This window comes from Achromobacter sp. UBA4530 (assembly GCF_002388205.1).
Classification (GTDB): domain Bacteria; phylum Pseudomonadota; class Gammaproteobacteria; order Burkholderiales; family Burkholderiaceae_B; genus Achromobacter; species Achromobacter animicus.
In genome coordinates this window covers 18174-43469 of record NZ_DGMA01000028.1, presented here as the reverse complement: position 1 = coordinate 43469, position 25296 = coordinate 18174, and the positions used below count along the sequence as shown (strand labels likewise).

The window sequence follows — 25296 nt, the reverse complement described above, 5'->3', positions numbered from 1 at the left end:
ACCGCCCTCTGCTTGATCGAAAGACAATCACGCCGCTGCGGTGTCAGTTCCGTAGCAAACCGCGTTCCCGACGACGGTGGACGCAATGCCCGCAACCACGTCTTTAATCGAACGATTGCTGTATCAGCCGGCGGCGTTGCAGTTCAGCGAGGCGGGCTTCAGTTTCTTCGCGCCAGCCTGCTTCCCAGGAGGCCAGCCTGGCGCGCCATATCGGTAGCGATTCGCCCGTATGGCCTGGCATGTTGGCTTCTTTCATGAGGGGGCAAGCGGAAAGCGGCACGCCATATCGGGCGGCTTCCTGGCCGGCTTTGTGGACGGGGTCATCCATTTTGCGCCTCCTGCAGGGAAAGGTCCTAAGCCGAAAGATGAGCGCGATCAGGATTCGTGTCCAGAAAAGTTACGCGAAGAAATAGCGGGATGGATCAGACATGCGCCAACGTCCCCGCATCGCCAATGCAAAGCGCCCCGTTTCCCGGGGCGCCTTTCACTTCATCAAATAACCAGCAGCGACATGGTGCGCGGCACAAAACGTGTCCGGATGCCGGGTGGGGCCTGGCCGCCGCCGGTGGCTTCCATCCATCCGGCTTCCCAGGCCTCGACCTTGCCGCGCCATTGCGAAATCGATTCGCCGGTGTGACCCGGCATGGCGGCAGCACGGTAATACGGGCAGTCCCACAAGCTCAATCCGTCGCGGGCCGCTTGAGCGCCCAGCTTTTGGATGTCTTCGCGTTGCATGGCAATACTCTCCAAAAGTAGATGCACGGGACGCAAAGTATTCCGTAGGCATCTGCGATTTTCAATAGTCTGCGCGCATCAACCGAGGCGGTGCGGGTGTCATGCAGACCGCGCGCGTGATCGTCCCGGACACCCCGCGCCTCGTCTGTTATGCGCGCAATTTCGCGGCTCTGTGCCTTTCGCGACCGCCTTGCGGCACGCACAATTTCCGCTTCCCGCCGGCTTCAGGCGGATCTTGAGGATGCTTGGATGCGCTACCGCTACGTCACCGCCGATGTGTTCACCGGCCACGCCTATCAAGGCAATCCGCTGGCTGTTGTATTGGACGCGCAGGGGCTGGACACCCGCCAGATGCAGTTGATTGCCCGCGAATTCAATTATTCGGAAACCAGCTTCGTGATGCCGCCGCAAGACCGCGCCCACACGGCGCGTGTGCGCATCTTCACGCCGGACCGCGAGGTGCCGTTTGCCGGTCACCCGAATGTCGGCACGGCCGTCGTGCTGGCGCGCGAGCAGATCGCGGCAGGGCTGTCTGCGCCGCAAGCCTTCGTATTTGAAGAAGAAGCCGGCCTGGTGCGGATTGCGTTGGCGTACGGCGAAGACGGGTTGCAGGGCGCGGAGCTGCGCGCGCCGCAGCCGTTGTCGTGCGGCCGTGAGGCGCCGTTGGATGCGGTGGCAAGCGCGCTGCGGCTGGAGGTTGCGGACATTGACGTGTCGACGCACGCACCGATGGTGGCGTCGGTGGGCCTGCCGTTTCTGGTGGTGCAGCTTGCCAACCGCGACGCGTTGCGGCGCGCGGTGCCGGACTTGGGCGGTTACGCGGCCCTGATGCCGCAGCTTGGCGCAAAGTCCATCTATGTCTACACCACCGACACGGCGGGCGAGGCGATGGACGCGCCCACCGATATCCAGGCGCGCATGCTCACCGGCCGGATGACCGAAGATCCCGCCACGGGTAGCGCGACAGCCGCGGTCACGGCGCTGCGGGCATCGCTGGCGGGCAAGGGCGTTCTGCGGTTACGGGTGGGGCAGGGCGTGGATATGGGGCGCGCAAGCTTGCTGCTGGCGCATGCCGAACCGCGCGAGGACGGCGTATGGGCCAGCGTGGCGGGGCAGGCCGTCGTGGTGATGGAAGGCACGCTGCCTGCACCCGCGGCGGACTGACGGCGATGCGCGTTGCTGGCGGAAGACGGCCTCGTGTATGCTGCTGCGCATGAACACTTCGCATATCGCTGCCGCAACGCGCGCAGATTTCCGACGAATCACTCGACGTCTACGTTGAGTGGCCAGCCGTGTTCGGGCGCCGATTTTCCGGCGCTTATTTCAGAAGGCCACGATACCCTCGTGGCTTTTTTGTTTGCCGTATTTCCCCCGCCGAGGCGTGTCGCAAGGCCTTCATTCTTTCATCACAAGGAATGAAGCATGTCTCATCAAGACCTCGCCATCCGGCCTTTTCATCCGACCGACGAGACGGCGCTTATCGCGCTGTGGCACGCCTGCGGGCTGACGCGTCCGTGGAACGATCCGCGCAAGGACATCGCGCGCAAGTTGACGGTGCAGTCCGATCTGTTTCTGGTAGGCGTGCTGGACGGCGAGATCGTGGCGACGCTGATGGGCGGCTACGACGGTCACCGCGGCTGGATCAACTATCTGGCCGTTTCGCCCGAGCATCGGCGGCGTCAGTTCGCCACGGCGCTGATGCGGGCCGTGGAGCGCAAGCTGCTGGAGATGGGGTGTCCGAAAATCAATCTGCTGATCCGTTCGGACAACATCGCGGTAAAGCGCTTCTACGACAGCCTGGGGTTTCAGGAGGACGCGGTGATCAGCATGGGCAAGCGCCTGATTCCGGATCTTTGAAGATGGCGGGTACGAAATACCCGCCTCGAATCATCGGTCTTAAATCGCCTGCGTCAAATACACGGCTTCACGTCCGACGATCGGCATGCGCGTGGGCATGAAGATCGTGCACGCATCGCATGGGGAGCGGATTTCTTCCGTGCCGTTCATGGCAATCAGCTCGCCCTTGTCGAAGGTCTCGAAGCCGATCACGGGTCGCGTGAAGGTGAAGTCTTCGGACTTCACCATGTGGACCTCCAGCAGGCGATAGCGTTGCGGGGTGGGCGGGGGCGGCGTGCCGGCCGGGGTGTCGATGAGACCCAGATGCGCCAGAAAGCGCAGGGTGACGTCGGTGGCGAGGTCGGCGGCGGAGCGGGCGAAATGCTGGCCGCATTCGACGACGAGCGCGCCGCCACTGTTCGACAGCGGGTCACCGTGATGGCCGTAGCCCATGACACCGGTTCCCGGAAACTTGTCTTGCGGCATGACCAGATGGACCTGCGGTGATCCGACAGCCGCGGCCAGCGCGGTGTTGCGGTCCATCTCGTTGTAGACCCAGAACGGTTGCACGGGCGCGCGCGTGGAATGGATGTCCAGCACGAAGTCGGCGGCATCCAGGATGGGGCGCATTTCGCGTGCACGGCGCAGTTCGGGGCTGTCTTCCGCGCCGTCAAGCATGGCGGCGGACCAGATGCGATTCAGGTTGTGGACGAGCTGGCGGTTGTCGTAGGGCCGGTCGATGTCGAAGGCCTCGTAGGCCTCGACGTGGGCAAAGCTGACCGTCAGTGTGCCGATCTTCGGGCGCACGCCCGTGTCCAGCAGATGGGTGGCGGCCACCATGCCACAGATCTCGTTGCCGTGCGTGATGGCGTTGATGAGCACGTGCGGCCCAGGCTTGCCGGATTCAAAGCGGTGCACATAGGGAATGCCGGTGTTGCCCTCGCGGTAGGCAGAGAGGTCACGCGGCAGGACTTCCAGCGGAGCGGTATCAGGTTCGAAGGCAGGTGTGGTCATGAGAGTTGGTTGAAGGTGGATGTTGAAGACAAAGCGGGAAAACAGCGTTTTTGATCGCATTTTTGCGATCTTCAAGATGCCTCAGCACTAGGTGGATTAGTACGTTTTTACCCCTAAAAAAGTTCGCTTTCCAAGCCTTTTTCTTTGGGGCATATTGCGGCCGGGCAGTCGGAATTCATAGGTGCAGCATGAGTGGGTGGCCACAGCGTCATATCAATGGTTTTCAAGTGCAGTGCGAAGTCGTGGACTTGAATACCGGCGTGTTGGCTATTGAAATACTTGTGAGCCGCGACGGCAACGAGACCGTTGCGCGGCGCTGGTCACTGCCCCGCTTCGTGACCTTCAACGACCCCGTCAGTGCACGGCGCCATGCCGAACTGGTGCTCTCCGGCATCCTGTCCGTGGACGAGTACACCGGTGAACCTCGCTACGGAATCCTCTAGCGCTCGCTAGTGTTTTGTTTCGTTTATCACATTCGTCTGACTTGTCGGATCTGGAATGCCCGGTACAGTTGTCCCTGTATGACAACAAAAGGAGAGCTCCATGTTCGACACTTTTCCTGTTCTGCGCCGCACCGGCATGGCGATCGCGATTGGCGCCGCCGGTCTCGTTTTTGCGGGTTGCACGACGACCACGCCCAGCAAGTCGCCGGCCGCCTCGACGTCCGAGCAGCGGCAGTCGATGAACAGCGCGGCCAACGCGACCCTCGCCAAGCTTTATGAAGCCGCTCCCCAGTCCAAGGATCTGGTGGCACGCGCCAAGGGCGTGCTGGTGTTTCCGGACGTGCTGAGCGGCAGCTTCATCGTGGGCGCCGAACATGGCAAGGGCGTGCTGCGCGTGGGCGGGCAGAATGCCGGCTACTACAGCACGACCGCGGGCTCGATCGGCTTCCAGGCCGGCGCGCAATCGAAGGCGATGATCCTGCTGTTCATGACGGACGACGCCTTGAACAAGTTCCGCAACAGCAGCGGCTGGACCGTTGGCGCGGACGCCACGGTGGCGGTGGTCAACATCGGCGCCAATGGCCGCATCGACACCAACACGGCTCAGCAGCCGGTGGTGGGCTTTGTGATGAACAACGGTGGCCTGATGGCGGGCGTGTCGCTCGCGGGCACGAAGATCTCGAAGCTCGATCGCTGATCGGGCAAGCGCCCAGTTAAAACGCCGCGGATTCTTCCGCGGCGTTTTGTTTTATGCGGGGCACGTTGGACCCGCCCCGCGCGGTGTGCCGGCCGTTCAGCCGATCACGTTGTCGCTGTTGTTGCGCAGGGCTGCTTCGCGCTCGATCTCGGCTTGCTCGATGTGCGGATCCAGCCCGCGCCAGCGCAGGATGTGGCCGCGCTCTTCTTCGGGCTCCCAGCCCAACATGCCATAGCGCGTGATTTCGGTTTCGCCGCTGGCGAACTCCACTTCAAAGTAACCCTGACGATCGGGTAGCGAATTGCCGGGGAACCATTCGGTTTCGGGCATGGTTTGCTCCTTGCTAAGCGATGGGAGGGGTGCTGACGCCGATCAGGAAAAGCCGGCGTCATGCGTTTTCATTGTGGGCCGGCCCCCGCAATCCCGCAAGCGCCGGATGGATACGAAATGCGGCGTCAGGCAAGCGGCACGGCGGTGGTGTAGAGCACCTGCTTGAGGGCAAAGCTGGAACGGATGCTTGCCACGCCGGGGATGCGTGTGATGTGTTCGACGATCAAACGTTCCAGCGCATCGACATCCGGCACGAGCGCGCGGATCAGGTAGTCGGCGTCGCCCGACATCAGGTAGCACTCCATGATTTCGGGCAGCACCGCGATCTCGCGTTCAAACACGTCGAGTGCGGCCTTGCGCTGCTTGTCCAGCGAGATCTGGATGAAGACGTTGACCTTCAGGCCCAATTTGCGCGCATTCAGCAGCGTGACACGCCGATCGATGAGGCCTTCGGTTTCCAGTCGCCGCACGCGCGCCAGGCACGGCGAAGCAGACAGATTGACGCGCGCGGCCAGCTCAACGTTGGTGAGCCGGGCGTCGCGTTGAAGTTCATTCAGGATGCGGATGTCGGTGGCATCCAGGTTGATTTCCGGCATAAGTGACCTTCAAGCGGCAGGTTGGCAGTGCATCTGTGCTGAGTATGCCGGTTATTGGCGCAGAAAGCGGTCAAAAATGCTGGGGTTTACCCTATAGACTGTTCCGTCCTTCGGTCATAGGGCCGAAATGCAGAATAATCAGCGGCAGAGCAGGGTAGTAATGAGTCAGCACGGCAGTCTTCGCAAGTTCCTCCCGCTCGCGGGTGCGGTTGCCATTTGGGGCGGAAACTGGCCCGTCATGAAGCTGGGCCTGGCGCACATGAGTCCGTTGTGGCTTGCCGCCAGCCGCTTCGGCTCCGCCGCGCTGATCAGCGTGCTGGTGCTCGCGGCGCTGGGCCGCTTGCGCTTACCCACGCGTCAGGAATGGCCACTGGTGGCGGGCGTGGCCTTGCTGCAGATGGGCGCGTTCACGGCGTTGGCGCTTTGGGCCCTGCAATACGTGGCGCCTGGCCGCGCCTCGGTCATTGCCTATGCGACATCCATCTGGGTGATTCCCTTGTCATCGATGATCTTGAAGGAACGCCTCTCGATGGGCCAATGGCTGGCGACGGCGCTCAGCTACGCCGGCATCGGCGTCATCGTCGCGCCCGCATTCAGCCCGTGGCAGGCGCATACCGTCATCGGTCTCGTGATGCTGTTGGGCGCGTCGTTTGCCTGGGCCTGCAACATCATCCAGTTGCGCGCCAATCGCCATGTGCGGCTGGGCGCGGACATGATTCCCTGGCAAACCGCGATGGCCACGATCCCGCTGGCCGCGCTGGCATGGCTGCGCGACGGCGCGCCGACCTTTCTGGGCGATGCGCAGGCCTGGCCGCTGATCCTGTACACCGGACCGCTTGCCACGGCGCTGACGTTCATCGTCGTGCTGGGCATGACGCAGAAACTGCCGCCCGCCGCGACGTCCATCGCAATGCTGTGCGTGCCGGTGATCGGTTTGATCGTGTCGTCCGTCGTGTTCCACGAACGCATCTCGGCAGACCTGGCGCTCGGACTTGCGCTGATCGCCGCCAGCGTCGCGGCTTCCGCGTTGGCCACGCGCCTGCGGCGGCCGCTCGCGCTGCGTCCATCCTAGAACGCACTAGAATGGCGTGCGCCGGAAATGGTCCCGGCCGGTGATGCGGAACGCGCTGCAGATATGGACTCGTTATACGTAGTGGTCGTGTTGGGGGCGATGGCCGCGGGCTTTGTGCAAGGCCTGTCGGGCTTTGGCTTCGGCATGGTGGCCATGTCGTTCTGGGCCTGGACCGTGGACCCGCGGCTTGCTGCGGCGATGGCCGTGTTCGGCGCATTGACCGGGCAGTTGCTGGCGGCTTTCACCGTGCGCCGCGGCTTTGCCATGGCGCATCTGCTGCCGTTCGTTGTCGGCGGATTGCTCGGTATTCCGCTCGGCGTGAAAGTGCTGCCGCATCTGGACCCCGTGGTGTTCAAGGCCTTCATCGGCGGACTGCTCGCCATCTGGTGTCCGATCATGCTGTTTGCCGCGCGCATGCCGCGCATCACGGTGGGGGGCAAGGTGGCCGATGGCGTGGCCGGCGCGATCGGTGGCGTCATGGGCGGGCTGGGCGGATTCACCGGCGTGATTCCCACGTTGTGGTGCACCTTGCGCGGCTTTGATCGCGACGTGCAGCGCGCGGTGATCCAGAACTTCAACCTGTCGATGCTGGCGGTGACGATGGCCAGTTATGTGCTGACCGGTGTCGTCACGCGCGACATGTTGCCGCTGTTTGCATTGATCGTGCCCGCAATGCTGGTGCCGACGATATGGGGCACGCGCGTCTATGTAGGCATCAGCGATGTCGCGTTTCGCCGGGTGGTGCTGGGCTTGTTGACGATATCCGGCATCGCGTTGCTTGCGTCGTCAGTGCCCCGCCTGCTTGCCTGAGTGCCTCCGCCTGAGGGGCGGAAAGGGCTTGACGGCCGTGCTATCGTTGATAAATTCAAGAGAGAATCACGCATGGCATTGCATCGTTTCGAAAAGGGCGAACTGGGACATTGGCTACGCGTCGTGGCCGACAACAACGAGCCCGGCGCGGTCCAGACCGAAGTGCCCGCGCATGTCGCGCAGGCGCTGGAAACCTTGCGCTGCATTGAATCCGGCGCCGATGGCCGCTGGGTCATCACTGACAAGGGCAGGCTTTCGCTGCGTATGGAAGAGCCGGGCGCCATCCATTTGCGCTAAGCCATTTGCGGTCTTCGCGGCGGTAAGACAATCGCCCGATTACGCAGTTCACCATATCCGTCATTTGAACAGCCGCAGGCAAAGTACTGCATGGTTGCGAATGTTTTCGCAGTATTTCGTGCTGGATGCCATCCCTACAGTGCGGCAAGGCATATCCTGAGACGGAATGTGGGAATTGACATCTTTCGGACGTATTCCACCCTGCGTCCGACCAGTAAGATGAACTTTGCGTGACGGATGCAGGTCTATTGTTTTGCGCGGGTAATTTTGTCCTGTCGCACGTCACGCGTGGTTCGCGCGTTTAGGTAACCGACTGGGAGGTAGCACATGCAGCATCGTGACCAGGAAGTACTGATCGACGTTTCCACAGCGGCCATGGATACCGGCGGATATGGCGTATTGCTGACGGTTACGGCTGAGGGCGGCACCGAAGTGGATGCCGCGTTTTCCCACTTGGGCAACTGCGCTTCGTTGGACGAAGCACGTGATCGCGCGGAAATCTTCGCGCAAAACTGGGTAGAGGAAAATATCTTCCGATAGGGCTTGCACCCTGGACGGAGCTGATCGGCACGACCGATCTGTGTGTGCATGAGCACGTGGCGCATACCTTCGAGATGGCGACGACGATTTCGGTTATCGTTGCTGCTCCAAAACCTGGGGCCCTCGTCGGGTATGCGTCGTTCCAAGATGACTGCCGCACAGACCAATTCCTTTCTAGCGGATGATATCCGCGCGCTGCGGGCGCATTTTGATTCGGTCGTGTTGCCCATGTGGTTGGGCCGCGGTTTCAACGAAACGCTCGGCCTGCCTTACGAATCTCTGAATTCCGCCAGCGGTGAACCGTTGCCAGCAACGCGTTATCGTGCGATGGCTTGCGCGCGCCAGTTGTATGTTTTTGCGCAGGCGCCGGACGAGGCGGCCGCGCAGCATGCGGACCGGTTGTTCGAATCCCTGCGCCGCGTGTTCCAGGACGAGCACGGCGGTTGGCGATACAGCGTCGATGCAGCGGGTCAGCCGCTGGACGATACGCAGGACTTGTACACGCACGCGTTCGTCGTACTGGCAGCTTCCGCCTATTTCCGGCGTAGCCGCAACGCGCAGGCGCGCAAGCTGATGCTGGCCACGGCGCGCACGATCGAGGCGCGTTTCAAGACCACAGATTCGCTGTATCACGCGGCGCTCAGCGCGGACTTCGCACAGCCGCTGAAACCGCCGGCGCAAAATCCGATGATGCATCTGACCGAAGCCTATCTGGCGGCGGCGCAGGTTGCCGAACCCGCCTGGTTTGCGCAGCATCTGCGCGAACTTGCGCAAGGCATCAGCCAGTTCTTCGTGCATGCGCCGACGCAATGCGTATCAGAGGCGTTGCAGGGCAGTGCTGCAAACCGGCTGGAGCCCGGCCATCAATTCGAATGGCTGTCTCTCGTGCACGAATCGGCGCAGGTGTTCGAAGGTCTGGACCTTGTCGAGTCCCTGCCGCGCGCCGTGCAGTGGTCGCGTGATCATGGCGTCGATGCCGCGGGCGTGATCGCCTCGCTGGACGAGTCCGGCAAGGTGGCGGACAACACCCGCCGAATCTGGGCGCAGACGGAATATCTGAGGGCCCTGGCAGTGATGGGCGATCTACCCGCGCTGCAACCGGCGCTGGCAAATTTCCGCAGCCGCTTCCTGCACCCCACAGGTTGGAACGAATGCCTGGATACAAACGGAAACGTGATACGCGCCGATATGCCCTCCACATCCCCCTATCACCTGGCAACATGTTTGGCGGCGTTACAAAACGTTGTTTGCTAATCACGTTAACAATTTAGTTCCTCCTATGAAGGCGATTTAATAGAAAGACATTGGTGAAATCCCTTACAATTTGCTAACACTGTTTGTGGGGAAGCATCAATGAGCGTTATGTGTTTGGCTTGCCAACGCATTAATCCAGGACTTGCAGGCGTAGCGCCGCATTCGCACCTGGGACATCAAGGATTTACCAACCCAACGCAGAAAGGCCGGGAGGAAAGCCGCGAAGACCACTTCCGCTGCCTGAATTGCGGCGCGAAATGGCTGCGCGAGACCGACAAATGGGGCGTGGACCTGGGCTTCAAGCTCGCGCCTTGATCGGATTTCACCGGCACTCGTACGACACGGGCCCCTTTATGGGGCCCGTTGCTTTTGGAGCGGAATTCGGCGTGCGGAAAGGTAAGGACGATAGCCGGCGCGGCGCGATGCGCGGGGCGTTCAGCAAGGGGCGCGTGCCGCCATGACATCGGGATCGCGGCTGGCGGTTTCCAGCAGCCATTGGCGGAAACAGGCGAGGGCGTAGTGATCGCGCCGCTGTGCGGGAGCGCACAGGTGATAACCGCGGTCGATGCGGATGACCAGTTCTGGAAAGGGCGCGGCGACCCGGCCCGCCTGCAGTTCGTCCCGGACCAGGCAGCGTTGCAGCACCGCGATGCCCATGTCGGCCATCACCGCGCGTATCAGGATGGATACCTGATCAAACCCGTTCGACAGCGCGACGCTGCCGCGCGCCACGCCAGCCGCACTGAACCATTGCGACCAGTTTTCCTGGCCGTTGGTATGAAACAGCAGCGGCTCGCCGAGCAACCCCTGCGGCGTGCTCCACAGACCTTGGGCGTGACGTTTCGCCAGTCGCTCCGGATGGCAGATCACCACCATCTCGCGACCGATGACGTAGTCCGCGTGCCAATTGGGCCATTGCGCCGGCGTGCCAGACAGGATGCTGGCATCCGGCGTGGCGCCGGAAAAGTCTTCGTTGCGGCGGTAAGCCGAGAAGCCGAGCTGGATGTCAGGGTGGCGCTGGTGGAAGTCCGGCAGGCGCGGCACAAGCCACGCGCTGGCTAACGTGGGAACAGAAGAAAGCGTCAAGCGCAGCCGCCGGTCGTCGGCGCGTAACTCCGTGCTGAGCGTTTCGATCGCCTGCAGCGGCGCCCGCGCGCCATCGTAGAGCTTGCGGCCGGTGTCGGTCAGCGTGAGGCCGTGCGCATTCCTGTGCATGAGCGGCTGGCCGAAGTGCGCCTCCAGGCGCGAGATGGCACGGCTGATGGCACCCTGCGTGACGCACAGCACTTGCGCAGCCTGAGTGAAGCTGCCCAGCCTGGCCGCCGTCACGAAGGCATGCAGCTCGGACATCGACGGCGAATGCAAACGCATCTAGCATGACCTTTGGTAATGAAGGAGTGCAATATAGTCGTTTGAAAGGGGATCGTAAAGTTTGGACACTGGCGGCCTTCAGAACAACAACCCAGGAGTCGCCTCATGTCCCGCCGTCTTTTTGGCCGGTCCGCGCGCTTTGCGCTAGCCGGCATGTTTGCCACGTTGTCCTTCTGCGGCGTCACGCATGCCGCCGACTATCCCGCGCGTCCGATCAAGCTGGTGGTGCCGTTCGCGGCGGGCGGTTCGACGGACATCGTGGCCCGCCTGGTGGCTGAGTACGCAGGGCGGGATCTGAAGCAAACCATCGTGGTGGAGAACAAGGCTGGCGCTGGCGGATCGCTGGGCATGGAACAGGTGGCGCGGTCGACGCCGGACGGGTACACCATCGGCATGGCGACCATGAGCACGCACGGGTCGAATCCGGCCGTGTTCCGCAAGATGAACTATGACCCCGTGAAGGACTTCGTGCCGGTGGCCAATGTGCTGGCCGTGCCCAGCATCTTTGCGATCAATCCGAACATTCCGGCAAGGAACATGGCCGAATTCGTGGCGCTGGCCAAAGGCGCGCCCGAGCGTTACAGCTTCGCGTCGCCGGGCGTGGGCTCGCTGGGACACGTGAACATCGAGAACTTCATGATGCTGTCCGGCATCAAGTTGCTGCACGTGCCTTATCGGGGCGCGGGCCCGGCGCTGAACGACGTGATGGGCGGGCAAGTGGATGCGATCACGGACAATCTGTCGTCGACGTTGCCGCAGGTGCTGGGCGGCAAGCTGCGTCCGCTGGCCGTGCTAGGCGCCGAACGTTCGCCCTTGCTGCCCGACGTGCCCACGTATATCGAACTTGGCTATCCCGACATGGGCACGGGCGGCTGGTTTGGTCTGGTGGCGCCCGCCGGCACTCCGCAAGCGGTGGTGGAGCGTCTGAACAAGGCCGTTCGCGTGGCGATGGAAAACCCGGAATTCCGCAAGAAGGCCGAAGACGTGGGTGGTACGCTGATGCCCACGACGCCGCAAGAATTCCAGGTGCAGATCGACCAGGCTTTGGCCCGTTATGCAAAAGTGGCCAAGACCGCCAACATCCAGGCTGATTGACGATGACGACCGCCGACTTCCCCGCTGTTTCCGTTCATGAACCCATCGGGCCCGCGTTGCCGTTGGTCTGTGATTCGCCGCATAGCGGCGAGCGTTATCCCGACGATTTCGGGGCCTCGGCCACGCTGGCGCAATTGCGCCAGGGCGAGGACACGCACGTGGACGCGTTGTGGTCGGCGGCGCCCGCACTGGGCGCCACGCTGGTGGCTGCCAATTTTCCGCGCGTCTACATCGACCCGAATCGCACGTTGCAGGATCTGGATCCGGAACTGCTGGCCGAGCCCTGGCCCGAGCCGCTGGATCCTGGCGAGAAGACGCGGCTGGGCAAGGGACTGATCTGGCGGCGCATGGACAAGGCCACGCCGATCTATGACCGCAAGCTGACGCTGGCGCAGGTGCGCCATCGGATCCAGGCGTACTACGAGCCTTATCACGCGGCGCTGGCCAAGGCGATCCGGCACGTCGAGGAACGTTTTGGCGCCGTGTGGCACCTCAATCTGCATTCGATGCCGAACGATGCCTACGAGCGGCTTGGACGTCACAGCGAGCATCCCCTTGCGGACTTCGTGCTGGGCGATCGGGACGGCACGACGTGCGAGCCGGAGTTCATTGCATTGATTGAGACGGCGCTGCGCGACAAAGGCTATACCGTGGCGCGCAACGATCCGTACAAGGGCGTGCAACTCATCGCGCAGATCGGCCAGCCAGCGTTGAACCGGCACAGCCTGCAAGTCGAGATCCGGCGTCCGCTTTACATGGACGAGGCGACGCGCGAGCGCAATGCCGGCTTCGATTCGCTGCGCGCCGATCTGTCGCACGTGCTGGAACAGGTGGCGGCCTTCGTACGGGTACGCGCACAGGCGATCGCGTCGACAAAATAGAGTCGCTTGCATAACGGCGCGCGGACCGGCATTTTGCGGACGTTGCGCCCTTAAGTTTCCTTGCCGCAGGCCGTTGTGCAACGTGTCGGTGCGCTTGCATGAATGCGCTCAAGGAAACCGCAATGTCCGAGAAGATCATCAATGGATTTTCAGTGGTCGCGTATGCGACCCAGCCCGAAGGGCGCATCCCGCCGCGCGCGTTTCTGGAGACGCGGCGTCTGCCTGTAAAAGCCGCCGCGCCTGCAAACACTTCCGTAACGGCGACGACCGCCGAAGACGCGGATCCCACCGCGGAGCAGGCTGCGCCGGAACCCGAAAGCCTGGCGTTCGAGATTTTCGTGAGCCGGCGTTTTCGCAGCACGATCGAAGCGATGTCGGCTGCACGCAACGCGCTGGACCGCGTGAAATCCGTTGATGCGGACGGCGTTCCGGAGCCGTTGCCGGAGTAGCTGCACGGGGCGTTTCTCGCGTCGTTGCACGAGCCAATTTGCACGCGCCGGGAGCCCGCTCCCATATTGTTATCCCGACTTTGTATTTGTCTAACGCCTGAGCCCAGGCCGATGATGCCCCCTGGCAATCGTCGCCATTCTGGGTCTCTCAAAAGGAAGGTTGATGAATACGAAAGTCCATTCGGGCGCCGCTTCGGCGCACGGGATTTCTCGCCGCGCGCTGTTGCGCGCGGCCGGTGCTGCGGGCTTGGCCGCGCCGCTGGGCATGCTGGGCTCGCGCGTGCTGGCGGCCAATGCCGCGCCGCGCACGTTCAAGATCGCGTGGAGCCAGACCGCGGTGTGCCAGTCGCCGGTGTCGGTGGCGCTGGAGCGCGGCTTCTTTGATAAATACAACCTCAAGGTCGAACGCATCAATTTCAGCGGGTCCACGGATCAGTTGCTGGAAGCGATCGCGACGGGTCACGCCGATGGCGGCATCGGCATGGCGCTGCGCTGGCTCAAGCCGCTGGAGCAGGGGTTTGACGTGAAGCTGGCGGTCGGCACGCACGGCGGCTGCATGCGGTTGCTGACGGCAGAGGATTCGCCCATCAAGTCCGTGAACGATCTGAAGGGACGCCGCGTGGCCGTGTCCGATCAGGCCAGCCCCGTGAAGAATTTCTTTGCGATCCGCGTGGCGCAACTGGGGATTGATCCGGAGTCGGTGGATTGGCGCCAGTATCCGCAGGACCTGTTTGGCGAGGTGCTGAGAAAGGGCGAGGTCGATGCGATCGCGGGCGATGATCCGCTGATCTACACGCTGCGCGAGGACAACAAGCTGCGCGAGATCGCCACCAACATCGAGGGCGATTACGAGAACCGCACCTGCTGCGTGCTGGGCCTGCGCGGGGACCTTGTCCGCAAGGATCCCGAGTCGGCGGCGGCCATCACGCGTGCGGTGATCGATGCGCAGCGCTGGACGGCATCGAACCCCGACGAGACCGCGCGCATCTTTGCGCCTTACGTACCCGGTAAGGTGCCGCCGGAGCGCGTGGCCGCGATCCTGCGCAGCCATAGCCACGGCCACGCTTCGACGGGCGCGGCGCTGCGCGAGGAGATCGTGGGATACGCCAAGGACCTGAAGACGATCAAGGTCCTCAGCGCCAGCCTGGACATCAACAAATATGCGCAAGCGGTGGTGCCCAATGTCCTCGGCTGATGCGTTGACGGTGGGGACGGCTGGCCAAGCGTCCGGCGCCGTGGGTTGGCGGCTATGGAAGACGGGCGTGGCCGCCGCGGCGCTGTGGGCGGCCGTGGGCGGCATCACGCTCGCGTGGCCCAACGTGGAAGTCGGTTTCACGTCGTGGGGTTACACGCGGGAGTTCGGCGTTGCGGCTTTGGCGCTGGCCATCTTGCTATTGCTGGCCGCCGTGTCGGGCGCGGAGCGGCTGCGGCCGATCCGCGCGCTGCATCGGGCCGGGCCGTGGCTGCTGGCGTCGGCGGTGGCGGTGGGCGCATGGGAGGTCGCGACGGCCAAGCTCGCACTGCTGCCCAGCCCGTTTTTCGCGCCGCCGCAGTCGTTGATCGAGGTCTATGTGTCGGACTACAAGCGTCTGGCAGACAGCCTCGTCAATTCGCTGTGGCTGCTGGCTAACGGCTTCGTGCTGGGCGCGGCGGCCGGGTTTCTGACCGGCGTCGCGATCGGGTGGTCGCGCGGGCTGGGGTACTGGGTGCATCCGGTGCTGCGGTTTCTGGGACCCGTGCCGTCGACGGCGCTGCTGCCGATGGCGTTCTTCTTCTTTCCCTCCAGCTGGTCCGCAGCGGTGTTCCTGATCGCGCTGGCGACGTGGTTTCCAGTGACCGTGCTGACGTGGTCGGGCGTGGCGGGCGTGAACCGCGCGTACTACGACGTGGCGCGCACGATGGGCGCCAATGAATGGTTCCTGGTGCTGCGTGTGGCTATTCCGGCCGCCTTGCCTCAGGTGTTCGTGGGCCTGTTCATGGGCCTGGGCGCGTCGTTCTCGGTGCTGGTGGCGGCCGAGATGATGGGTGTGAAATCGGGATTGGGATGGTATCTGTCGTGGGCGCAGGGCTGGGCCTCGTACGCCAACATGTACGGGGCGCTGATCGTGATGGCGCTGGTGTTTTCCGGGCTGATCACATTGCTGTTCCTGGGCCGCGATCGTCTGCTGGCCTGGCAGAAGGGAGTCGTGAAATGGTAGCCACAGCAACGGCGCACGCCAGCGCCCAACCTGCCGGCGCGCGCGGGGCCGCGCTGGCGGTGCGCGGCGTGAATCATCATTTCGATCTGGATGGCGCGGCGCTTCCCGTCCTTGACGACATCGACCTGGAGGTCAAACCCGGCGAGTTCGTCGCGTTGCTGGGGCCCAGCGGGTGCGGCAAGTCGACGCTGCTGCGGCTGGTGGCCGGGCTGGAACCGCCCGCGCAAGGCGATCTGCTGGCCGACGGCGCGGCGATTGAAGGCCCGTCGCCGTCGCGCATCGTTGTCTTTCAGGATCCGACGCTGTACCCGTGGCGCACGGTCTGGAACAACGTGGCGCTGGGGCTGCAGGCGCGGGGCCTGTTGAAGACGCAGCGGCACCGCGTGGACGATGCCTTGCAACGCGTGGGGCTGACGGCGTTCAGCCAGGCCTATCCGCATCAGCTCTCGGGCGGCATGGCGCAGCGCGCGGCGCTGGCGCGCGCGCTGGTCAACGATCCGTGCATCCTGATCCTGGACGAGCCTCTGGGCAAGCTGGACTCGCTGACGCGCATCGCCATGCAGTCGGAGCTGGTGGAGCTGTGGCAGCGCACGGGCTTTACCGCCTTGCTGGTCACGCACGACGTCGAGGAGGCCTTGTTCATGGCGTCACGCATCGTGGTGCTGAGCGAACGGCCCGCGCGCATCAAGGACGAGATCGTCAATGACCTGCCATACCCGCGTCATCGTGGCGATCCGCGGTTGGCGGCATTGCGGCATCGCGCGCTGGCCCTCTTGGGGCTGGACGCGACGTGGTGAGCGCGGCGGCGCTTGCGTTGGCTGCCGCAGGGGCGGGCGGTGCATTGATGGCGTGGTCGGCGGTGGCGGGCAATGCGGGAGCGGCGGGGCGAGGTGCGGAACGAAGCCTGCCGTGGGTCGCGGCGGGGGCGCTCGCGGCGTGCGCCGTGCTGCTGGCGTTGGCATGGCAAGCGGTGCCGGGCCTGCCCGGATTGCTGGGATCTCGTGTGGGGCATCTGGCGCTGGGGCTGACGGCCCTCCTGCTCGTGGCCAGCCTGGCCGCGGCATGGCTGCACAGCCGCGCGGGGGAGGTGGCAGCCGGCGCCAGACCGGCGTGGCGGCGCGGCGTCGCGGCGGCGCTGGGCGCACTGGGGCTGTTGGTATTGCTGCTTGCCCTGTCGATCTGGCGCCAGCCTGCGGACGCGCTGGCGCTGGTGTCGTGGCCGTTTGCGTGGCGGTATGACCCGGACCTGCCCGTCAGTCCGTATACGTGGAGCCGGCTGTGGCTGGCGCTGGCGCAGAGTGCGGTGGCATTGGGTCTATTGGTGGCCGCCGTGTTTTTGCGGCGATGGCAGCTTGCGCTGCTGGCGGTTGCCGCTGCGCTGGTGCTGGCGACGAGCTGGCCCCAGCCGCGCCTGCTGCTGACCGAGGCGCGGGACACTTCTTATCAACGTTCGCCGCTGGCGTTTTCGGACACGAACGTGCTGCAAGGCGGCCGGCTGTATGCGCAGCATTGCGCGTCGTGCCACGGCGCGGCGGCGGACGGACGTGGGCCGCTGGCGGCCGGTTTGCCGGTGTGGCCGAGCGTTCTGGGCGCCGCGCTGTTCGACAACCGGCTGGAAGGCGAGCTGTATTGGCGGCTGGCCCACGGCGGACACGCGTCCGCCGGACGCACCATGCCTGGCCCGGACGCCGCGCTGCGGCCGGACGAGATATGGCAGGTGCTGGACTTCCTGCGCCTGCACGCCTACGGGACGAGCGGCGGGGCAGGCATGCCGGCGATTCCCGCGCCAGGGGTGGCGCTGACCTGCTGGGATGGCCGCGCGAGCCGTCTCACCGGCCTGCGCGGATTGCCCGTGCGCGTCGTGGCGCAGGCGGCAGGCACGCCGGCTGAACCGCAGGATCCGCGCCTGTTGACGGTGGCGCTGACGCGCGGCCGTGCGGGCGCAACGGATGCCGATTGCGTGGCGGCGGATCCCGCGGCGTGGGACGCCTATGCCTTGGCCGCCGGCGTGCCGCCGGACGACCTGGCGGGCGCGCAGTTCCTGGTGGACCGCCGCGGCTGGCTGCGCGCGCGCCTGCTGCCGCATGCCGCGCCGGCGTGGACCAGCGCCGACGACGTCTGCGGGCCGGGCGGGCGCATGGAGGCCAGCAACGCGCGCGGCCTGGGCGAGATTCTGCTGGCGATGGACCGTGCACCCATTGCCATGACCGACCTGCGGCGCAACTGAATGCCGCGCGTCCTTCGCACGTTTTTCTTCCAAGCGAGGTCTGCAAGATGAGTACGTTGAACGAGTATCTGGACCAGAAGCGCGCCGCCGTATTGCTGCGCAACGGGCGCGACCCGAAGACGGTGGAGCCGGTGAAGCTGCGTGCGCACGTCAGCGCGGAAGGGCGCAGCGGCGTGCGGCGCATCCGCATTCGCGATCATCAGGTGGTGAGCGACAGCCCGGCCGATTTTGCGGGCTACGACCTGGGGCCGAGTTCGCCCGAGTTGCTGCTGGGGTCGCTGGGCAGCTGCCTGACCCACATCTTTCTCATCAAGGCGGCGGAGCTGGAACTGCCGCTGGAATCGCTGGAGGTGACGATCGAAGGCGACCTGGACCCGCGCGGCGGCAAGCCGGGCTATGAAGCGGTGCCATTTTTTCCGCACAACATCCGCTATACCGCGCACATCGTGTCGCCGGCGGACGAGCACGCGGTTCGCGCCGTGCACGAGGCGGTGGAGGCGTGGTGCCCGATCCTGAACCTGCTCAAGCAGCCGCAAGCGCTGCACGGCAGCATCGAGCACACGCGCTCCGCGCCGCAATAGGGGCGTCAGGTCAGGGTGCTGCGCATCAGGATCTCGGTCAGCGCGCGGGTGGGTTTGCCGGGCGACGGGGCTGAGATGACGATGAATTCCACCGGGGGCAGCGCGGGCAGGTTGGCGGCGCCCGCGGGCGCCGACAGGCCTGCGGTGGACAGGTGCGAGGGCTGCACGGTGATGCCCAGTCCCGCGCGGGCTGCTGCCTGGCAGCCCGCGTAGCTGGTGCTGGTGCAGACGATCTGCCAGCTCCGGCCCGCGCGGGCCAACGCGTCAAGCGCCAGCGTGCGCGTCACGCTGGGCTCGCGCAACAGGATCAACGGCAGGGGCTCGTCGGGATCCACGCGCAGACCTTCCTTCGCGCGCCACAGCAGCGCCTCCTTGTGCAACGTCTGGCCGCGCCGGTCGCCGCGCCGGCGCTTGCCGATCATCACGTCCAGGCGGTTGTCGTCCAGCAGCTTGTAGAGGTCGGTGGTGACGCCGATGGTCAGGTCCAGCTCGACTTCGGGATGTGCCAGGCGAAACGCCGCCAGCACATCGGGCAGGGGACCCATCGCCAGATCGTCGGAAGTGCCCAGCCGGATCCGTCCGCGCAGGCGGGGCGCATCGAAGAGGCGCTCGGCCTTTTCATGCGCGGCCAGGATGATCTCGGCATGCACGAGCAGGCTGCGGCCGTCGCTGGTCAGTGCGAGTGAGTGGGTGTCGCGCTGGAACAGGCGGCGATTCACGGCCTGTTCGAGTTGGCGGATGTGCTCGCTGACGGTGGGCTGGGTCAGGCCCAGCCGGCGCGCGGCTTCGGTGAAGCTGGGCGCGCCTGCGGCGGCGGCGAAGGTCTTGAGCCAGAGCGGGTTCAGCATGGGCGGGATGCGGTCATAGGGATTTCCAATGACAGTTAAAGTACTCAGTGGCCTTCACGATGGCAAGGGCCGCGCTTATAGTGGGCGCAACTTTCTGAACACGTCTTTGCCATGCGCCGCTTCCTGCCAGACCAATTCACCCTCATCCTGATCGCCACGGTGGCGTTCGCCAGCTTTTTCCCGGCGGTGGGCAAGGGCGCCACGTTCATGATGGTGGCGAGCAACGTGGCGATCTCGCTGCTGTTCTTCCTGCACGGGGCGCGGCTGTCCACGGAAGCCATCGTGTCCGGCGTGAAGGACGTACGTCTGCATGGGCTGATCCTGGCCTGCACCTTTTTGCTGTTTCCCGCGCTGGGCCTGGGACTGCGCGCGCTGTTTCCCGGGCTGCTGACGCCGTCGCTGTGGATCGGCGTGCTGTTCGTCTGCACGCTGTCGTCCACCGTGCAGTCGTCGATCGCCTTCACGTCGATGGCGCGCGGCAACGTGCCGGGTGCGATCTGCGCGGCGACGGCCTCCAATCTGCTGGGCACCGTGCTGACGCCGCTGCTGGTGGCGGTGCTGCTGCATCGGCAGGGCGGCGGGCATGGCCTGGCCGACGCCGGCCGCATCCTGCTGCAACTGCTGCTGCCGTTCGCGGTGGGCAGCCTGCTGCGGCCGTGGATCGGGGCGTGGGCGCTGCGCAATAGCCGCACGCTGTCCAAGGTGGATCGCAGCTCGATCCTGCTGGCGGTCTACACCGCGTTCAGCGAGGCGGTCGCCCAGGGCATCTGGCATGCGTTCCCGGCCATCGACCTTGCAACGATGGTGCTGGTGAATGCCTTGTTGCTGGGATCGGTGCTGTTGATCACGACGTGGGGCAGCCGCAAGCTGGGGCTGAGCAAGGAGAACGAGATCACGCTGGTGTTCTGCGGATCGAAGAAGTCGCTGGCGTCAGGCATTCCGCTTGCCACCGTGCTGTTCGGCACGTCGCAGATGGGCGTGGTGGTGTTGCCGCTCATGATTTTCCACCAGATGCAGCTCATGGTCTGCGCGGTGCTGGCGCGGCGTTATGCCGAGCGGGCGGAGCCGGGGCAGGCAGTGGCGGTCCGGGCGTAATCCAGGATATGAACCCGGGCGTTGAGCCCGACGCAGCGGGCCGCCCGGGATGCGTTCAGGCGTCGGCGTCCGCGGGGCGAATCTTGCCCGCGGGCTGCCAGTAGACGCTGCCGTCGCGCTCGGTCACGTCCAGCGCGGTCAGGCGTCCGTTTCTACAGGGGCCGCCCACGCACAGGCCCGTGTCGGGTTGGTAAATGGCGCCGTGGCGGGCGCACATGATGAGGTCGCCGGCGCGGGTGAAGAAGCTGCCTTCCCAGTCCAGTTCGACGCCGACGTGGGCGCAGCGGTTCAGGTAGCCATGCACCCGGTCCTGGTAGCGCACAAAGAAGGCGGTGGTGCGGCCCGCGCCATCGGTCACGGGCACCTTCACGCCGAGGCCGCCGTTGACCAGATCGCCGGCGGCGCAGACGCGGACTTCAGGGAGGGTGGGGGAATCCTGCATGGGAGACCTGGGAATCAAAGGGTGCGATGTTCGGATAGGGGGCGCGGCTTGTCAATCCGCCGGCGCCGCCCGGGCGCTTTCCTGCTGGCGGGCCCACATGCCGGCGTAGATGCCGGCCTGGGCCAGCAACTGCGGATGGCGGCCGCGTTCGACGATGCGGCCATCGGCCAGCACGATGATCTCGTCCGCGTCCGCCACCGTGGACAGGCGGTGCGCGATGATCAGCGTACTACGGCCCTGGCTGACTTCGCGCAGGTTGGCCTGGATCTCGCGTTCCGTGTGGGTGTCCAGCGCGCTGGTGGCCTCGTCGAACAGGAATATGGCCGGATTCTTGAGGATGGTGCGGGCAATCGCCACGCGCTGCTTTTCGCCGCCCGACAGCTTCAGGCCGCGTTCGCCCACCATTGTGCCGTAGCCGTCCGGCATGGTCAGGATCAGGTCGTGGATGTGAGCAAGGTGCGCGGCGGCCTCGATTTCAGCGTCCGTGGCGCCCGGCCGGCCGTAGCCGATGTTGTAGCGGATGGTGTCGTTAAAGAGCACCGTGTCCTGCGGCACCACGCCGATGGCCGCGCGCACGCTGGCCTGCGTGACGTCGCGCACGTCCTGGCCGTCGATCAGGATGGCGCCGCTGTCGGTGTCATAGAAACGGAACAGCAGCCGCGCGATGGTGGATTTGCCCGCGCCGGACGTGCCTACCACGGCCACCGTCTTGCCGGCGGGAATCGAGAAGCTGACACCTTTCAGGATGGCGCGGCGCGGGTCATAGCCGAAGTGCACGTCGCGGAACTCCACCGCGCCGCCCGATACCTGCAGCGGCGCGGCGCCGGGACGGTCCGCCACTTCGCGATCCTGGCCCAGCAGCTCGAACATGCGCTCCATGTCGATCAGCGCCTGCTTGATCTCGCGGTAGATGAAGCCGAAGAAGCTGAGCGGCGTGTAGAGCTGCAAGAGATACGTGTTGACCAGCACGAAATCGCCCAGCGTGTAGCGGCCCTCGGCGATGCCGTTGGCCGCCATCCACATCACCAGCGTCAGTCCCGTGGAAATGATGAGGGCCTGGCCGACGTTCAGGATCGACAGGCTGACCTGGCTGCGCACGGCGGCGCGTTCGTAGCGGGTGAGCGAGGCGTCGTAGCGCCGGGCCTCGTGTTCTTCGTTGCCGAAATACTTGACGGTCTCGTAGTTCAGCAGGCTCTCGATGGCCTTGGTGTTGGCCTCGGAGTCGGTTTCGTTCATCTGGCGCCGGAACTTGGCGCGCCATTCCGTCACGGCAAGCGTGTAGGCCATGTACAGCACGACGGTGGCGCCAGTGGCCAGCGCCAGCCAGCCGTCGAACATCATCCACAGCACGATGCAGACCAGGCTGATCTCGAAGAACGTGGGCAGGATGTTGAACAGCAGGAACGACAGCAGTGTCTGGATGCCCTTGGTGCCGCGTTCGATGGCGCGGTTCAGCCCGCCGGTCTGACGCGCCAGGTGAAAGCGCAGCGCCAGACCGTGCAGGTGGCGGAAGATCTGCAGGCCAACCGAGCGGATCGCGTGCTGGCCGACGCGCGCGAAGATGGCATCGCGCAGTTCCGAGAACAGCAGCGACAGCACGCGGGCGGTGCCGTAGGCGAGGATCAGGCCGAGCGGCACCGTCACCGTGCCGGGCGCGCCCTTGCCCAGTTCGTCGACCGCCTGCTTGTACAGCAGCGGCACGTAGACGGTTGCGGCCTTGGCGGCGAACAGGCACAGCAGCGCCGCCACGACGCGGACCTTCAGGCCGGTCTTGCCGGGCGGCCACAGGTAGGGAAACAGCGTGCGAAGCGTGGCAAGTCCGCCGCCCTTGCCGGGCCGCGTTTCAGGAGAATTCATGATCGGGATGCTGGGTTTGGGGCCGCCTCCGACAGGGGAGTTAGGCCGTTTGCAGGGCATTATGAGGCACCAGCGGTAATATTTGAGGGATAACCCCTGGTACGGAAGCACCAGCATCGGGGGATTGAAGGCTGTATTGCGACACGGGCGCAGCACGTCGGGCCCGTTTCTTTCTCTTCCAACCGGGGGTCCGGCCGGCTGCTCCCCTGGTTGCGCGACCGGGCGCGTTTTCGCCGCGCCTGGATCGCGTCGCTTGCTACGGAGGGTCTTATGGCGAAGGTACCCGCAGTGAAATTGAACGACGGAGGCAAGATTCCGCAGTTGGGCCTGGGAGTCTGGCAGGTGCCGGACGATCAGGCAGCGTCCAGCGTGAAGGAAGCGCTGGCGGCAGGTTACCGGTCGGTGGACACGGCGGCGATCTACGGCAACGAGGCAGGCGTGGGCGCGGGCCTGCGGTCGGCCGGCGTGGCGCGCAAGGACCTGTTCATCACCACCAAGCTCTGGAACGACAAGCACGGCTACGACGACGCGCACAAGGCGATGGACGAAAGCCTGGAGAAGCTGGGGCTGGCGTACGTGGACCTGTACCTCATCCACTGGCCGGTCGCGGGCAGCGAGAAGTTCCTGGACGCCTGGCGCGCCATGATCGAAATGAAGGAAGACGGCCGCGCGCGCGCGATCGGCGTGTCGAACTTCACGCAAGCCAATCTGGAACGCCTGATCGACGCGTCCGGCGTCACCCCCGCCGTCAACCAGATCGAGCTGCATCCGGGGTTCACGCAGAATGCGCTGCGGGCCTTTCATGCGCGGCATGGCATCGTGACCGAGTCCTGGAGTCCGCTGGCGCAAGGCAACATCACGAAGGAAAAGGTGATCCTGGACCTGGCGCAAAAGCACGGCAAGTCGCCCGCGCAGGTGACGCTGCGCTGGCATCTTCAGCACAACCTGGTCGTGATACCGAAGTCCGTCACGCCCGAGCGCATCCGCGAGAACATCGACGTGTTCGACTTCGAGCTGTCGGCGGCGGACATGGCGGCCATCGACGGCATCAAGGAAGGTCCGCGCCTGGGCCCGGATCCCGAGAAGTTCGCGTAGGGGAAGCAGCCCCGGCGGGTGGCGCGGCGAGCGGGGCCGCGCAGCCGGCCGGGGTAAGTGTCCGGCCTTGATCGGCGGGGCCGTCATTGGCCGAGCCGCGATTGGCGGGGCCGCCATCGGCCGGGCGGCGGTCTGCGGGACCGCCGTCCGCCCAACCTGTTCGGCTAGTGCTTGAGCGGGAACACCCAGTACCGCACGATGACCACGAGCAGGATGCTCAGCGCGGTCCAGGACGCCCAATGCCAGGCGCCGGTGCCCAGCAGGGCCGCCAGCAAGCCAAAGATGCTGAGCACGCCCAGCAGGATCGGCACGCCCCACACGAACAGGAAGCCCCGGCTGCCTTTACTCGTTGAGCGGCTCATGCGGGCGTCCTTTGCGGGGCGGTAGCCTGGTGTTTCTTGATGAGTTCGTTGATGCGCGCTTCGGTGGCGCGGCGGCGGGCCAGCCACAGATACAGTCCGCTCACCAGCACGACGATGGTGACGAGATCCAGCAGCGCCCAGATGATCTTGAGCGGCAGGCCGCCGTAATCGCCGAAGTGCAGCGGCCGCGAGACTTCCAACGCCGTCAGATACCACGGCATTTTCGCCACCGTCGTCAGGTTGCCGGTCCGGCCGTCGATCAGCACGGGCGTGTTCAGCTTGGACGTCAGGGGCGAGTCGCCACGCATCCACGCAATGAAGTGCTGCGGGCTGCCGAAGGCATTGCCGGGGAAGGAGATGAACGACACTTCATTACCCGGCATGGCCTTGCGCGCGGTGTCGGCCACCAACTGCGCCGACGCGAGCTGCGTGGGGATGGGCTGACCCTTGTAGGGTTCCAGTACGCGCGGCAGTTCGGTGGATTGCCACAGGCGGAAGAGCGGCGTGGACAGTTCGTTGATGACGCCGGTCAAGCCCACCACCGTCGCCCACACCAGCGTCACGATGCCCAGCAGGTTGTGCAGGTCCAGCCATTTCAGGCGCGTCGAGCGTGTAGCGCGCACGGTGCCGAATTCCAGCTTCTTCATGAAGGGGCCGTACAGCACGACGCCGGACACGATGGCCACGCAGAACAGCAGGCCCATGAATCCCAGGAACAGCTCGCCGGTCAGGCCCGCGAACAGGTCCACGTGCAGCGCCAGCATGATGCCCATGAACGAAAACTTGTCTTCGGTATAAAGCGGGCCATCGAGCAGCACATCGCCCGTGCGGGCATCCATGCGGATCGCGTGGCCCGAGGCCAGTCCGTCGCCGGGCGTCTTCGCCATGCCGACGAAGACCTGCGGCTCGTCCGGGTCGAATGACAGGTAGTCGACGACTTCGTTCGGGTACATGGCTCGCGCGTTGGCCACGAGTTTGTCCAGATTGGCGGGCGGGGTGTCCGCAGGCACCGCGGACAAGGGCTTGCCGTCGTCGAGCCAATGCTCGATCTCGTGATGAAACACGAGCGGCAAACCGGTCAGACAGATGATGAGCAGGAAGATCGTGCAAACCAGGCTGGTCCATTTATGGACGAGATACCAGGTCTTGATGGTGGACGCGGCGGTCATGG

31 protein-coding genes are annotated in these 25296 nt (G+C 64.9%); 20 read left to right on the top strand and 11 right to left on the bottom strand.

Annotated features, from left to right (window positions below; translation table 11 throughout):
* Window positions 1-103: 103 nt before the first annotated feature.
* The gene (locus B2W22_RS20305) at window positions 104-328 is read right to left on the bottom strand and encodes a CrpP-related protein (RefSeq protein WP_175185015.1); all 225 of its coding nucleotides are present in this window, start codon (window positions 326-328) and stop codon (window positions 104-106) included.
* Between the two features lie 164 nt (window positions 329-492).
* Window positions 493-735 (bottom strand): CrpP-related protein, encoded by a 243-nt coding sequence (locus tag B2W22_RS20300; RefSeq protein WP_279973418.1) that lies wholly within the window; start codon window positions 733-735, stop codon window positions 493-495.
* A 249-nt stretch (window positions 736-984) separates the two neighbouring features.
* On the opposite strand from B2W22_RS20300, the gene B2W22_RS20295 reads away from it, so the two are divergent.
* Window positions 985-1899 carry a PhzF family phenazine biosynthesis protein gene (locus B2W22_RS20295; protein WP_286939358.1) on the top strand — a complete coding sequence of 305 codons (915 nt, stop codon included), beginning with the start codon at window positions 985-987 and terminating at the stop codon, window positions 1897-1899.
* Between the two features lie 258 nt (window positions 1900-2157).
* Window positions 2158-2592: a GNAT family acetyltransferase gene (locus tag B2W22_RS20290; protein WP_239213821.1), complete on the top strand. Its 435-nt coding sequence runs from the start codon at window positions 2158-2160 to the stop codon at window positions 2590-2592.
* A 39-nt stretch (window positions 2593-2631) separates the two neighbouring features.
* Here the strand turns inward: B2W22_RS20290 and B2W22_RS20285 are convergent, their stop codons facing one another.
* Window positions 2632-3585: a succinylglutamate desuccinylase/aspartoacylase domain-containing protein gene (locus B2W22_RS20285; protein ID WP_175138537.1), complete on the bottom strand. Its 954-nt coding sequence runs from the start codon at window positions 3583-3585 to the stop codon at window positions 2632-2634.
* 242 nt (window positions 3586-3827) lie between these two features.
* Between B2W22_RS20285 and B2W22_RS20280 the strand changes: the two genes are divergently transcribed.
* Complete coding sequence (locus tag B2W22_RS20280; protein ID WP_286939357.1) at window positions 3828-4028, top strand: hypothetical protein; 201 nt, start codon at window positions 3828-3830, stop codon at window positions 4026-4028.
* Window positions 4029-4128: 100 nt separating this feature from the next.
* Window positions 4129-4725 carry a BPSL1445 family SYLF domain-containing lipoprotein gene (locus tag B2W22_RS20275; RefSeq protein WP_175124033.1) on the top strand — a complete coding sequence of 199 codons (597 nt, stop codon included), beginning with the start codon at window positions 4129-4131 and terminating at the stop codon, window positions 4723-4725.
* 96 nt (window positions 4726-4821) lie between these two features.
* Here B2W22_RS20275 and B2W22_RS20270 read toward each other — a convergent pair whose 3' ends face one another.
* On the bottom strand, window positions 4822-5055 hold the full coding sequence (locus B2W22_RS20270) for a hypothetical protein (protein WP_175124034.1): 234 nt from the start codon (window positions 5053-5055) through the stop codon (window positions 4822-4824).
* A gap of 125 nt (window positions 5056-5180) precedes the next feature.
* A complete protein-coding gene (locus B2W22_RS20265; protein WP_006226939.1) occupies window positions 5181-5651 on the bottom strand; it encodes an Lrp/AsnC family transcriptional regulator in 471 nt (156 codons plus the stop codon).
* A 160-nt stretch (window positions 5652-5811) separates the two neighbouring features.
* Here B2W22_RS20265 and B2W22_RS20260 point away from each other — a divergent pair, with 160 nt between their 5' ends.
* The 6 genes from B2W22_RS20260 (at window position 5812) to B2W22_RS28460 (ending at window position 9939) form a co-directional block, all read left to right on the top strand.
* Window positions 5812-6723 carry a DMT family transporter gene (locus B2W22_RS20260; RefSeq protein ID WP_175124035.1) on the top strand — a complete coding sequence of 304 codons (912 nt, stop codon included), beginning with the start codon at window positions 5812-5814 and terminating at the stop codon, window positions 6721-6723.
* 63 nt (window positions 6724-6786) lie between these two features.
* Entirely contained in the window at window positions 6787-7533 is a 747-nt protein-coding gene (locus B2W22_RS20255; RefSeq protein ID WP_175185020.1) for a sulfite exporter TauE/SafE family protein, read from the top strand.
* Window positions 7534-7605: 72 nt separating this feature from the next.
* Window positions 7606-7830 (top strand): hypothetical protein, encoded by a 225-nt coding sequence (locus tag B2W22_RS20250; RefSeq protein WP_175138534.1) that lies wholly within the window; start codon window positions 7606-7608, stop codon window positions 7828-7830.
* A 327-nt stretch (window positions 7831-8157) separates the two neighbouring features.
* Window positions 8158-8370, top strand: a complete 213-nt coding sequence (locus B2W22_RS20245; RefSeq protein WP_006218759.1) for a hypothetical protein — start codon at window positions 8158-8160, stop codon at window positions 8368-8370.
* Between the two features lie 147 nt (window positions 8371-8517).
* Entirely contained in the window at window positions 8518-9624 is a 1107-nt protein-coding gene (locus B2W22_RS20240) for an AGE family epimerase/isomerase (RefSeq protein ID WP_286939388.1), read from the top strand.
* 99 nt (window positions 9625-9723) lie between these two features.
* Window positions 9724-9939 carry a hypothetical protein gene (locus tag B2W22_RS28460; RefSeq protein WP_006388022.1) on the top strand — a complete coding sequence of 72 codons (216 nt, stop codon included), beginning with the start codon at window positions 9724-9726 and terminating at the stop codon, window positions 9937-9939.
* Window positions 9940-10059: 120 nt separating this feature from the next.
* On the opposite strand, the gene B2W22_RS20235 is transcribed toward B2W22_RS28460, so the two are convergent.
* On the bottom strand, window positions 10060-10995 hold the full coding sequence (locus B2W22_RS20235) for a LysR substrate-binding domain-containing protein (protein WP_175138533.1): 936 nt from the start codon (window positions 10993-10995) through the stop codon (window positions 10060-10062).
* Between the two features lie 105 nt (window positions 10996-11100).
* On the opposite strand from B2W22_RS20235, the gene B2W22_RS20230 reads away from it, so the two are divergent.
* The 8 genes from B2W22_RS20230 (at window position 11101) to B2W22_RS20195 (ending at window position 18426) form a co-directional block, all read left to right on the top strand.
* The gene (locus tag B2W22_RS20230; protein ID WP_286939356.1) at window positions 11101-12090 is read left to right on the top strand and encodes a Bug family tripartite tricarboxylate transporter substrate binding protein; all 990 of its coding nucleotides are present in this window, start codon (window positions 11101-11103) and stop codon (window positions 12088-12090) included.
* Window positions 12091-12092: 2 nt separating this feature from the next.
* Complete coding sequence (locus tag B2W22_RS20225; protein WP_175138531.1) at window positions 12093-12971, top strand: N-formylglutamate amidohydrolase; 879 nt, start codon at window positions 12093-12095, stop codon at window positions 12969-12971.
* Window positions 12972-13093: 122 nt separating this feature from the next.
* A complete protein-coding gene (locus B2W22_RS20220; protein WP_175138530.1) occupies window positions 13094-13420 on the top strand; it encodes a hypothetical protein in 327 nt (108 codons plus the stop codon).
* A 163-nt stretch (window positions 13421-13583) separates the two neighbouring features.
* Window positions 13584-14615: an ABC transporter substrate-binding protein gene (locus B2W22_RS20215; RefSeq protein WP_175138529.1), complete on the top strand. Its 1032-nt coding sequence runs from the start codon at window positions 13584-13586 to the stop codon at window positions 14613-14615.
* Window positions 14602-15618 (top strand): ABC transporter permease, encoded by a 1017-nt coding sequence (locus tag B2W22_RS20210; protein ID WP_286939354.1) that lies wholly within the window; start codon window positions 14602-14604, stop codon window positions 15616-15618. The genes B2W22_RS20215 and B2W22_RS20210 overlap by 14 nt, the downstream gene beginning before the upstream one ends.
* Entirely contained in the window at window positions 15612-16415 is an 804-nt protein-coding gene (locus B2W22_RS20205) for an ABC transporter ATP-binding protein (protein WP_286939353.1), read from the top strand. The genes B2W22_RS20210 and B2W22_RS20205 overlap by 7 nt, the downstream gene beginning before the upstream one ends.
* 17 nt (window positions 16416-16432) lie before the next feature.
* Entirely contained in the window at window positions 16433-17845 is a 1413-nt protein-coding gene (locus tag B2W22_RS20200) for a cytochrome c (protein WP_286939352.1), read from the top strand.
* Window positions 17846-17892: 47 nt separating this feature from the next.
* On the top strand, window positions 17893-18426 hold the full coding sequence (locus tag B2W22_RS20195) for an OsmC family protein (RefSeq protein WP_286939350.1): 534 nt from the start codon (window positions 17893-17895) through the stop codon (window positions 18424-18426).
* A gap of 5 nt (window positions 18427-18431) precedes the next feature.
* Here B2W22_RS20195 and B2W22_RS20190 read toward each other — a convergent pair whose 3' ends face one another.
* Window positions 18432-19274, bottom strand: coding sequence for a LysR substrate-binding domain-containing protein (locus B2W22_RS20190; protein WP_286939349.1), 843 nt, complete (start codon window positions 19272-19274; stop codon window positions 18432-18434).
* Window positions 19275-19385: 111 nt separating this feature from the next.
* On the opposite strand from B2W22_RS20190, the gene B2W22_RS20185 reads away from it, so the two are divergent.
* Window positions 19386-20369 carry a bile acid:sodium symporter family protein gene (locus B2W22_RS20185; protein ID WP_286939348.1) on the top strand — a complete coding sequence of 328 codons (984 nt, stop codon included), beginning with the start codon at window positions 19386-19388 and terminating at the stop codon, window positions 20367-20369.
* A 55-nt stretch (window positions 20370-20424) separates the two neighbouring features.
* On the opposite strand, the gene B2W22_RS20180 is transcribed toward B2W22_RS20185, so the two are convergent.
* Entirely contained in the window at window positions 20425-20811 is a 387-nt protein-coding gene (locus B2W22_RS20180; RefSeq protein ID WP_175138524.1) for a Rieske (2Fe-2S) protein, read from the bottom strand.
* Between the two features lie 51 nt (window positions 20812-20862).
* Window positions 20863-22668 (bottom strand): ABCB family ABC transporter ATP-binding protein/permease, encoded by a 1806-nt coding sequence (locus B2W22_RS20175; protein ID WP_286939347.1) that lies wholly within the window; start codon window positions 22666-22668, stop codon window positions 20863-20865.
* Window positions 22669-22938: 270 nt separating this feature from the next.
* On the opposite strand from B2W22_RS20175, the gene B2W22_RS20170 reads away from it, so the two are divergent.
* Complete coding sequence (locus B2W22_RS20170; protein ID WP_175124046.1) at window positions 22939-23763, top strand: aldo/keto reductase; 825 nt, start codon at window positions 22939-22941, stop codon at window positions 23761-23763.
* Between the two features lie 164 nt (window positions 23764-23927).
* Here B2W22_RS20170 and B2W22_RS20165 read toward each other — a convergent pair whose 3' ends face one another.
* Together B2W22_RS20165 and B2W22_RS20160 are read right to left on the bottom strand one after the other, a co-directional pair.
* Window positions 23928-24125: a hypothetical protein gene (locus tag B2W22_RS20165; protein ID WP_175124047.1), complete on the bottom strand. Its 198-nt coding sequence runs from the start codon at window positions 24123-24125 to the stop codon at window positions 23928-23930.
* Window positions 24122-25294, bottom strand: a complete 1173-nt coding sequence (locus B2W22_RS20160; RefSeq protein WP_286939346.1) for a PepSY-associated TM helix domain-containing protein — start codon at window positions 25292-25294, stop codon at window positions 24122-24124. Before B2W22_RS20160 ends, B2W22_RS20165 begins: the two co-directional genes overlap by 4 nt.
* Window positions 25295-25296 lie beyond the last annotated feature (2 nt).

Excerpts from the sequence above, each read along its gene's own strand:
- B2W22_RS20305 (WP_175185015.1), bottom strand. The coding sequence starts at position 328 with ATGGATGACCCCGTCCACAAAGCCGGCCAGGAAGCCGCCCGATATGGC.
- B2W22_RS20300 (WP_279973418.1), bottom strand. The coding sequence starts at position 735 with ATGCAACGCGAAGACATCCAAAAGCTGGGCGCTCAAGCGGCCCGCGAC.
- B2W22_RS20295 (WP_286939358.1), top strand. The coding sequence starts at position 985 with ATGCGCTACCGCTACGTCACCGCCGATGTGTTCACCGGCCACGCCTAT.
- B2W22_RS20290 (WP_239213821.1), top strand. The coding sequence starts at position 2,158 with ATGTCTCATCAAGACCTCGCCATCCGGCCTTTTCATCCGACCGACGAG.
- B2W22_RS20285 (WP_175138537.1), bottom strand. The coding sequence starts at position 3,585 with ATGACCACACCTGCCTTCGAACCTGATACCGCTCCGCTGGAAGTCCTG.
- B2W22_RS20275 (WP_175124033.1), top strand. The coding sequence starts at position 4,129 with ATGTTCGACACTTTTCCTGTTCTGCGCCGCACCGGCATGGCGATCGCG.
- B2W22_RS20270 (WP_175124034.1), bottom strand. The coding sequence starts at position 5,055 with ATGCCCGAAACCGAATGGTTCCCCGGCAATTCGCTACCCGATCGTCAG.
- B2W22_RS20265 (WP_006226939.1), bottom strand. The coding sequence starts at position 5,651 with ATGCCGGAAATCAACCTGGATGCCACCGACATCCGCATCCTGAATGAA.
- B2W22_RS20260 (WP_175124035.1), top strand. The coding sequence starts at position 5,812 with ATGAGTCAGCACGGCAGTCTTCGCAAGTTCCTCCCGCTCGCGGGTGCG.
- B2W22_RS20255 (WP_175185020.1), top strand. The coding sequence starts at position 6,787 with ATGGACTCGTTATACGTAGTGGTCGTGTTGGGGGCGATGGCCGCGGGC.
- B2W22_RS20250 (WP_175138534.1), top strand. The coding sequence starts at position 7,606 with ATGGCATTGCATCGTTTCGAAAAGGGCGAACTGGGACATTGGCTACGC.
- B2W22_RS20245 (WP_006218759.1), top strand. The coding sequence starts at position 8,158 with ATGCAGCATCGTGACCAGGAAGTACTGATCGACGTTTCCACAGCGGCC.
- B2W22_RS20240 (WP_286939388.1), top strand. The coding sequence starts at position 8,518 with ATGACTGCCGCACAGACCAATTCCTTTCTAGCGGATGATATCCGCGCG.
- B2W22_RS28460 (WP_006388022.1), top strand. The coding sequence starts at position 9,724 with ATGAGCGTTATGTGTTTGGCTTGCCAACGCATTAATCCAGGACTTGCA.
- B2W22_RS20235 (WP_175138533.1), bottom strand. The coding sequence starts at position 10,995 with ATGCGTTTGCATTCGCCGTCGATGTCCGAGCTGCATGCCTTCGTGACG.
- B2W22_RS20230 (WP_286939356.1), top strand. The coding sequence starts at position 11,101 with ATGTCCCGCCGTCTTTTTGGCCGGTCCGCGCGCTTTGCGCTAGCCGGC.
- B2W22_RS20225 (WP_175138531.1), top strand. The coding sequence starts at position 12,093 with ATGACGACCGCCGACTTCCCCGCTGTTTCCGTTCATGAACCCATCGGG.
- B2W22_RS20220 (WP_175138530.1), top strand. The coding sequence starts at position 13,094 with ATGTCCGAGAAGATCATCAATGGATTTTCAGTGGTCGCGTATGCGACC.
- B2W22_RS20215 (WP_175138529.1), top strand. The coding sequence starts at position 13,584 with ATGAATACGAAAGTCCATTCGGGCGCCGCTTCGGCGCACGGGATTTCT.
- B2W22_RS20210 (WP_286939354.1), top strand. The coding sequence starts at position 14,602 with ATGTCCTCGGCTGATGCGTTGACGGTGGGGACGGCTGGCCAAGCGTCC.
- B2W22_RS20205 (WP_286939353.1), top strand. The coding sequence starts at position 15,612 with ATGGTAGCCACAGCAACGGCGCACGCCAGCGCCCAACCTGCCGGCGCG.
- B2W22_RS20195 (WP_286939350.1), top strand. The coding sequence starts at position 17,893 with ATGAGTACGTTGAACGAGTATCTGGACCAGAAGCGCGCCGCCGTATTG.
- B2W22_RS20190 (WP_286939349.1), bottom strand. The coding sequence starts at position 19,274 with ATGCTGAACCCGCTCTGGCTCAAGACCTTCGCCGCCGCCGCAGGCGCG.
- B2W22_RS20185 (WP_286939348.1), top strand. The coding sequence starts at position 19,386 with ATGCGCCGCTTCCTGCCAGACCAATTCACCCTCATCCTGATCGCCACG.
- B2W22_RS20180 (WP_175138524.1), bottom strand. The coding sequence starts at position 20,811 with ATGCAGGATTCCCCCACCCTCCCTGAAGTCCGCGTCTGCGCCGCCGGC.
- B2W22_RS20175 (WP_286939347.1), bottom strand. The coding sequence starts at position 22,668 with ATGAATTCTCCTGAAACGCGGCCCGGCAAGGGCGGCGGACTTGCCACG.
- B2W22_RS20170 (WP_175124046.1), top strand. The coding sequence starts at position 22,939 with ATGGCGAAGGTACCCGCAGTGAAATTGAACGACGGAGGCAAGATTCCG.
- B2W22_RS20165 (WP_175124047.1), bottom strand. The coding sequence starts at position 24,125 with ATGAGCCGCTCAACGAGTAAAGGCAGCCGGGGCTTCCTGTTCGTGTGG.
- B2W22_RS20160 (WP_286939346.1), bottom strand. The coding sequence starts at position 25,294 with ATGACCGCCGCGTCCACCATCAAGACCTGGTATCTCGTCCATAAATGG.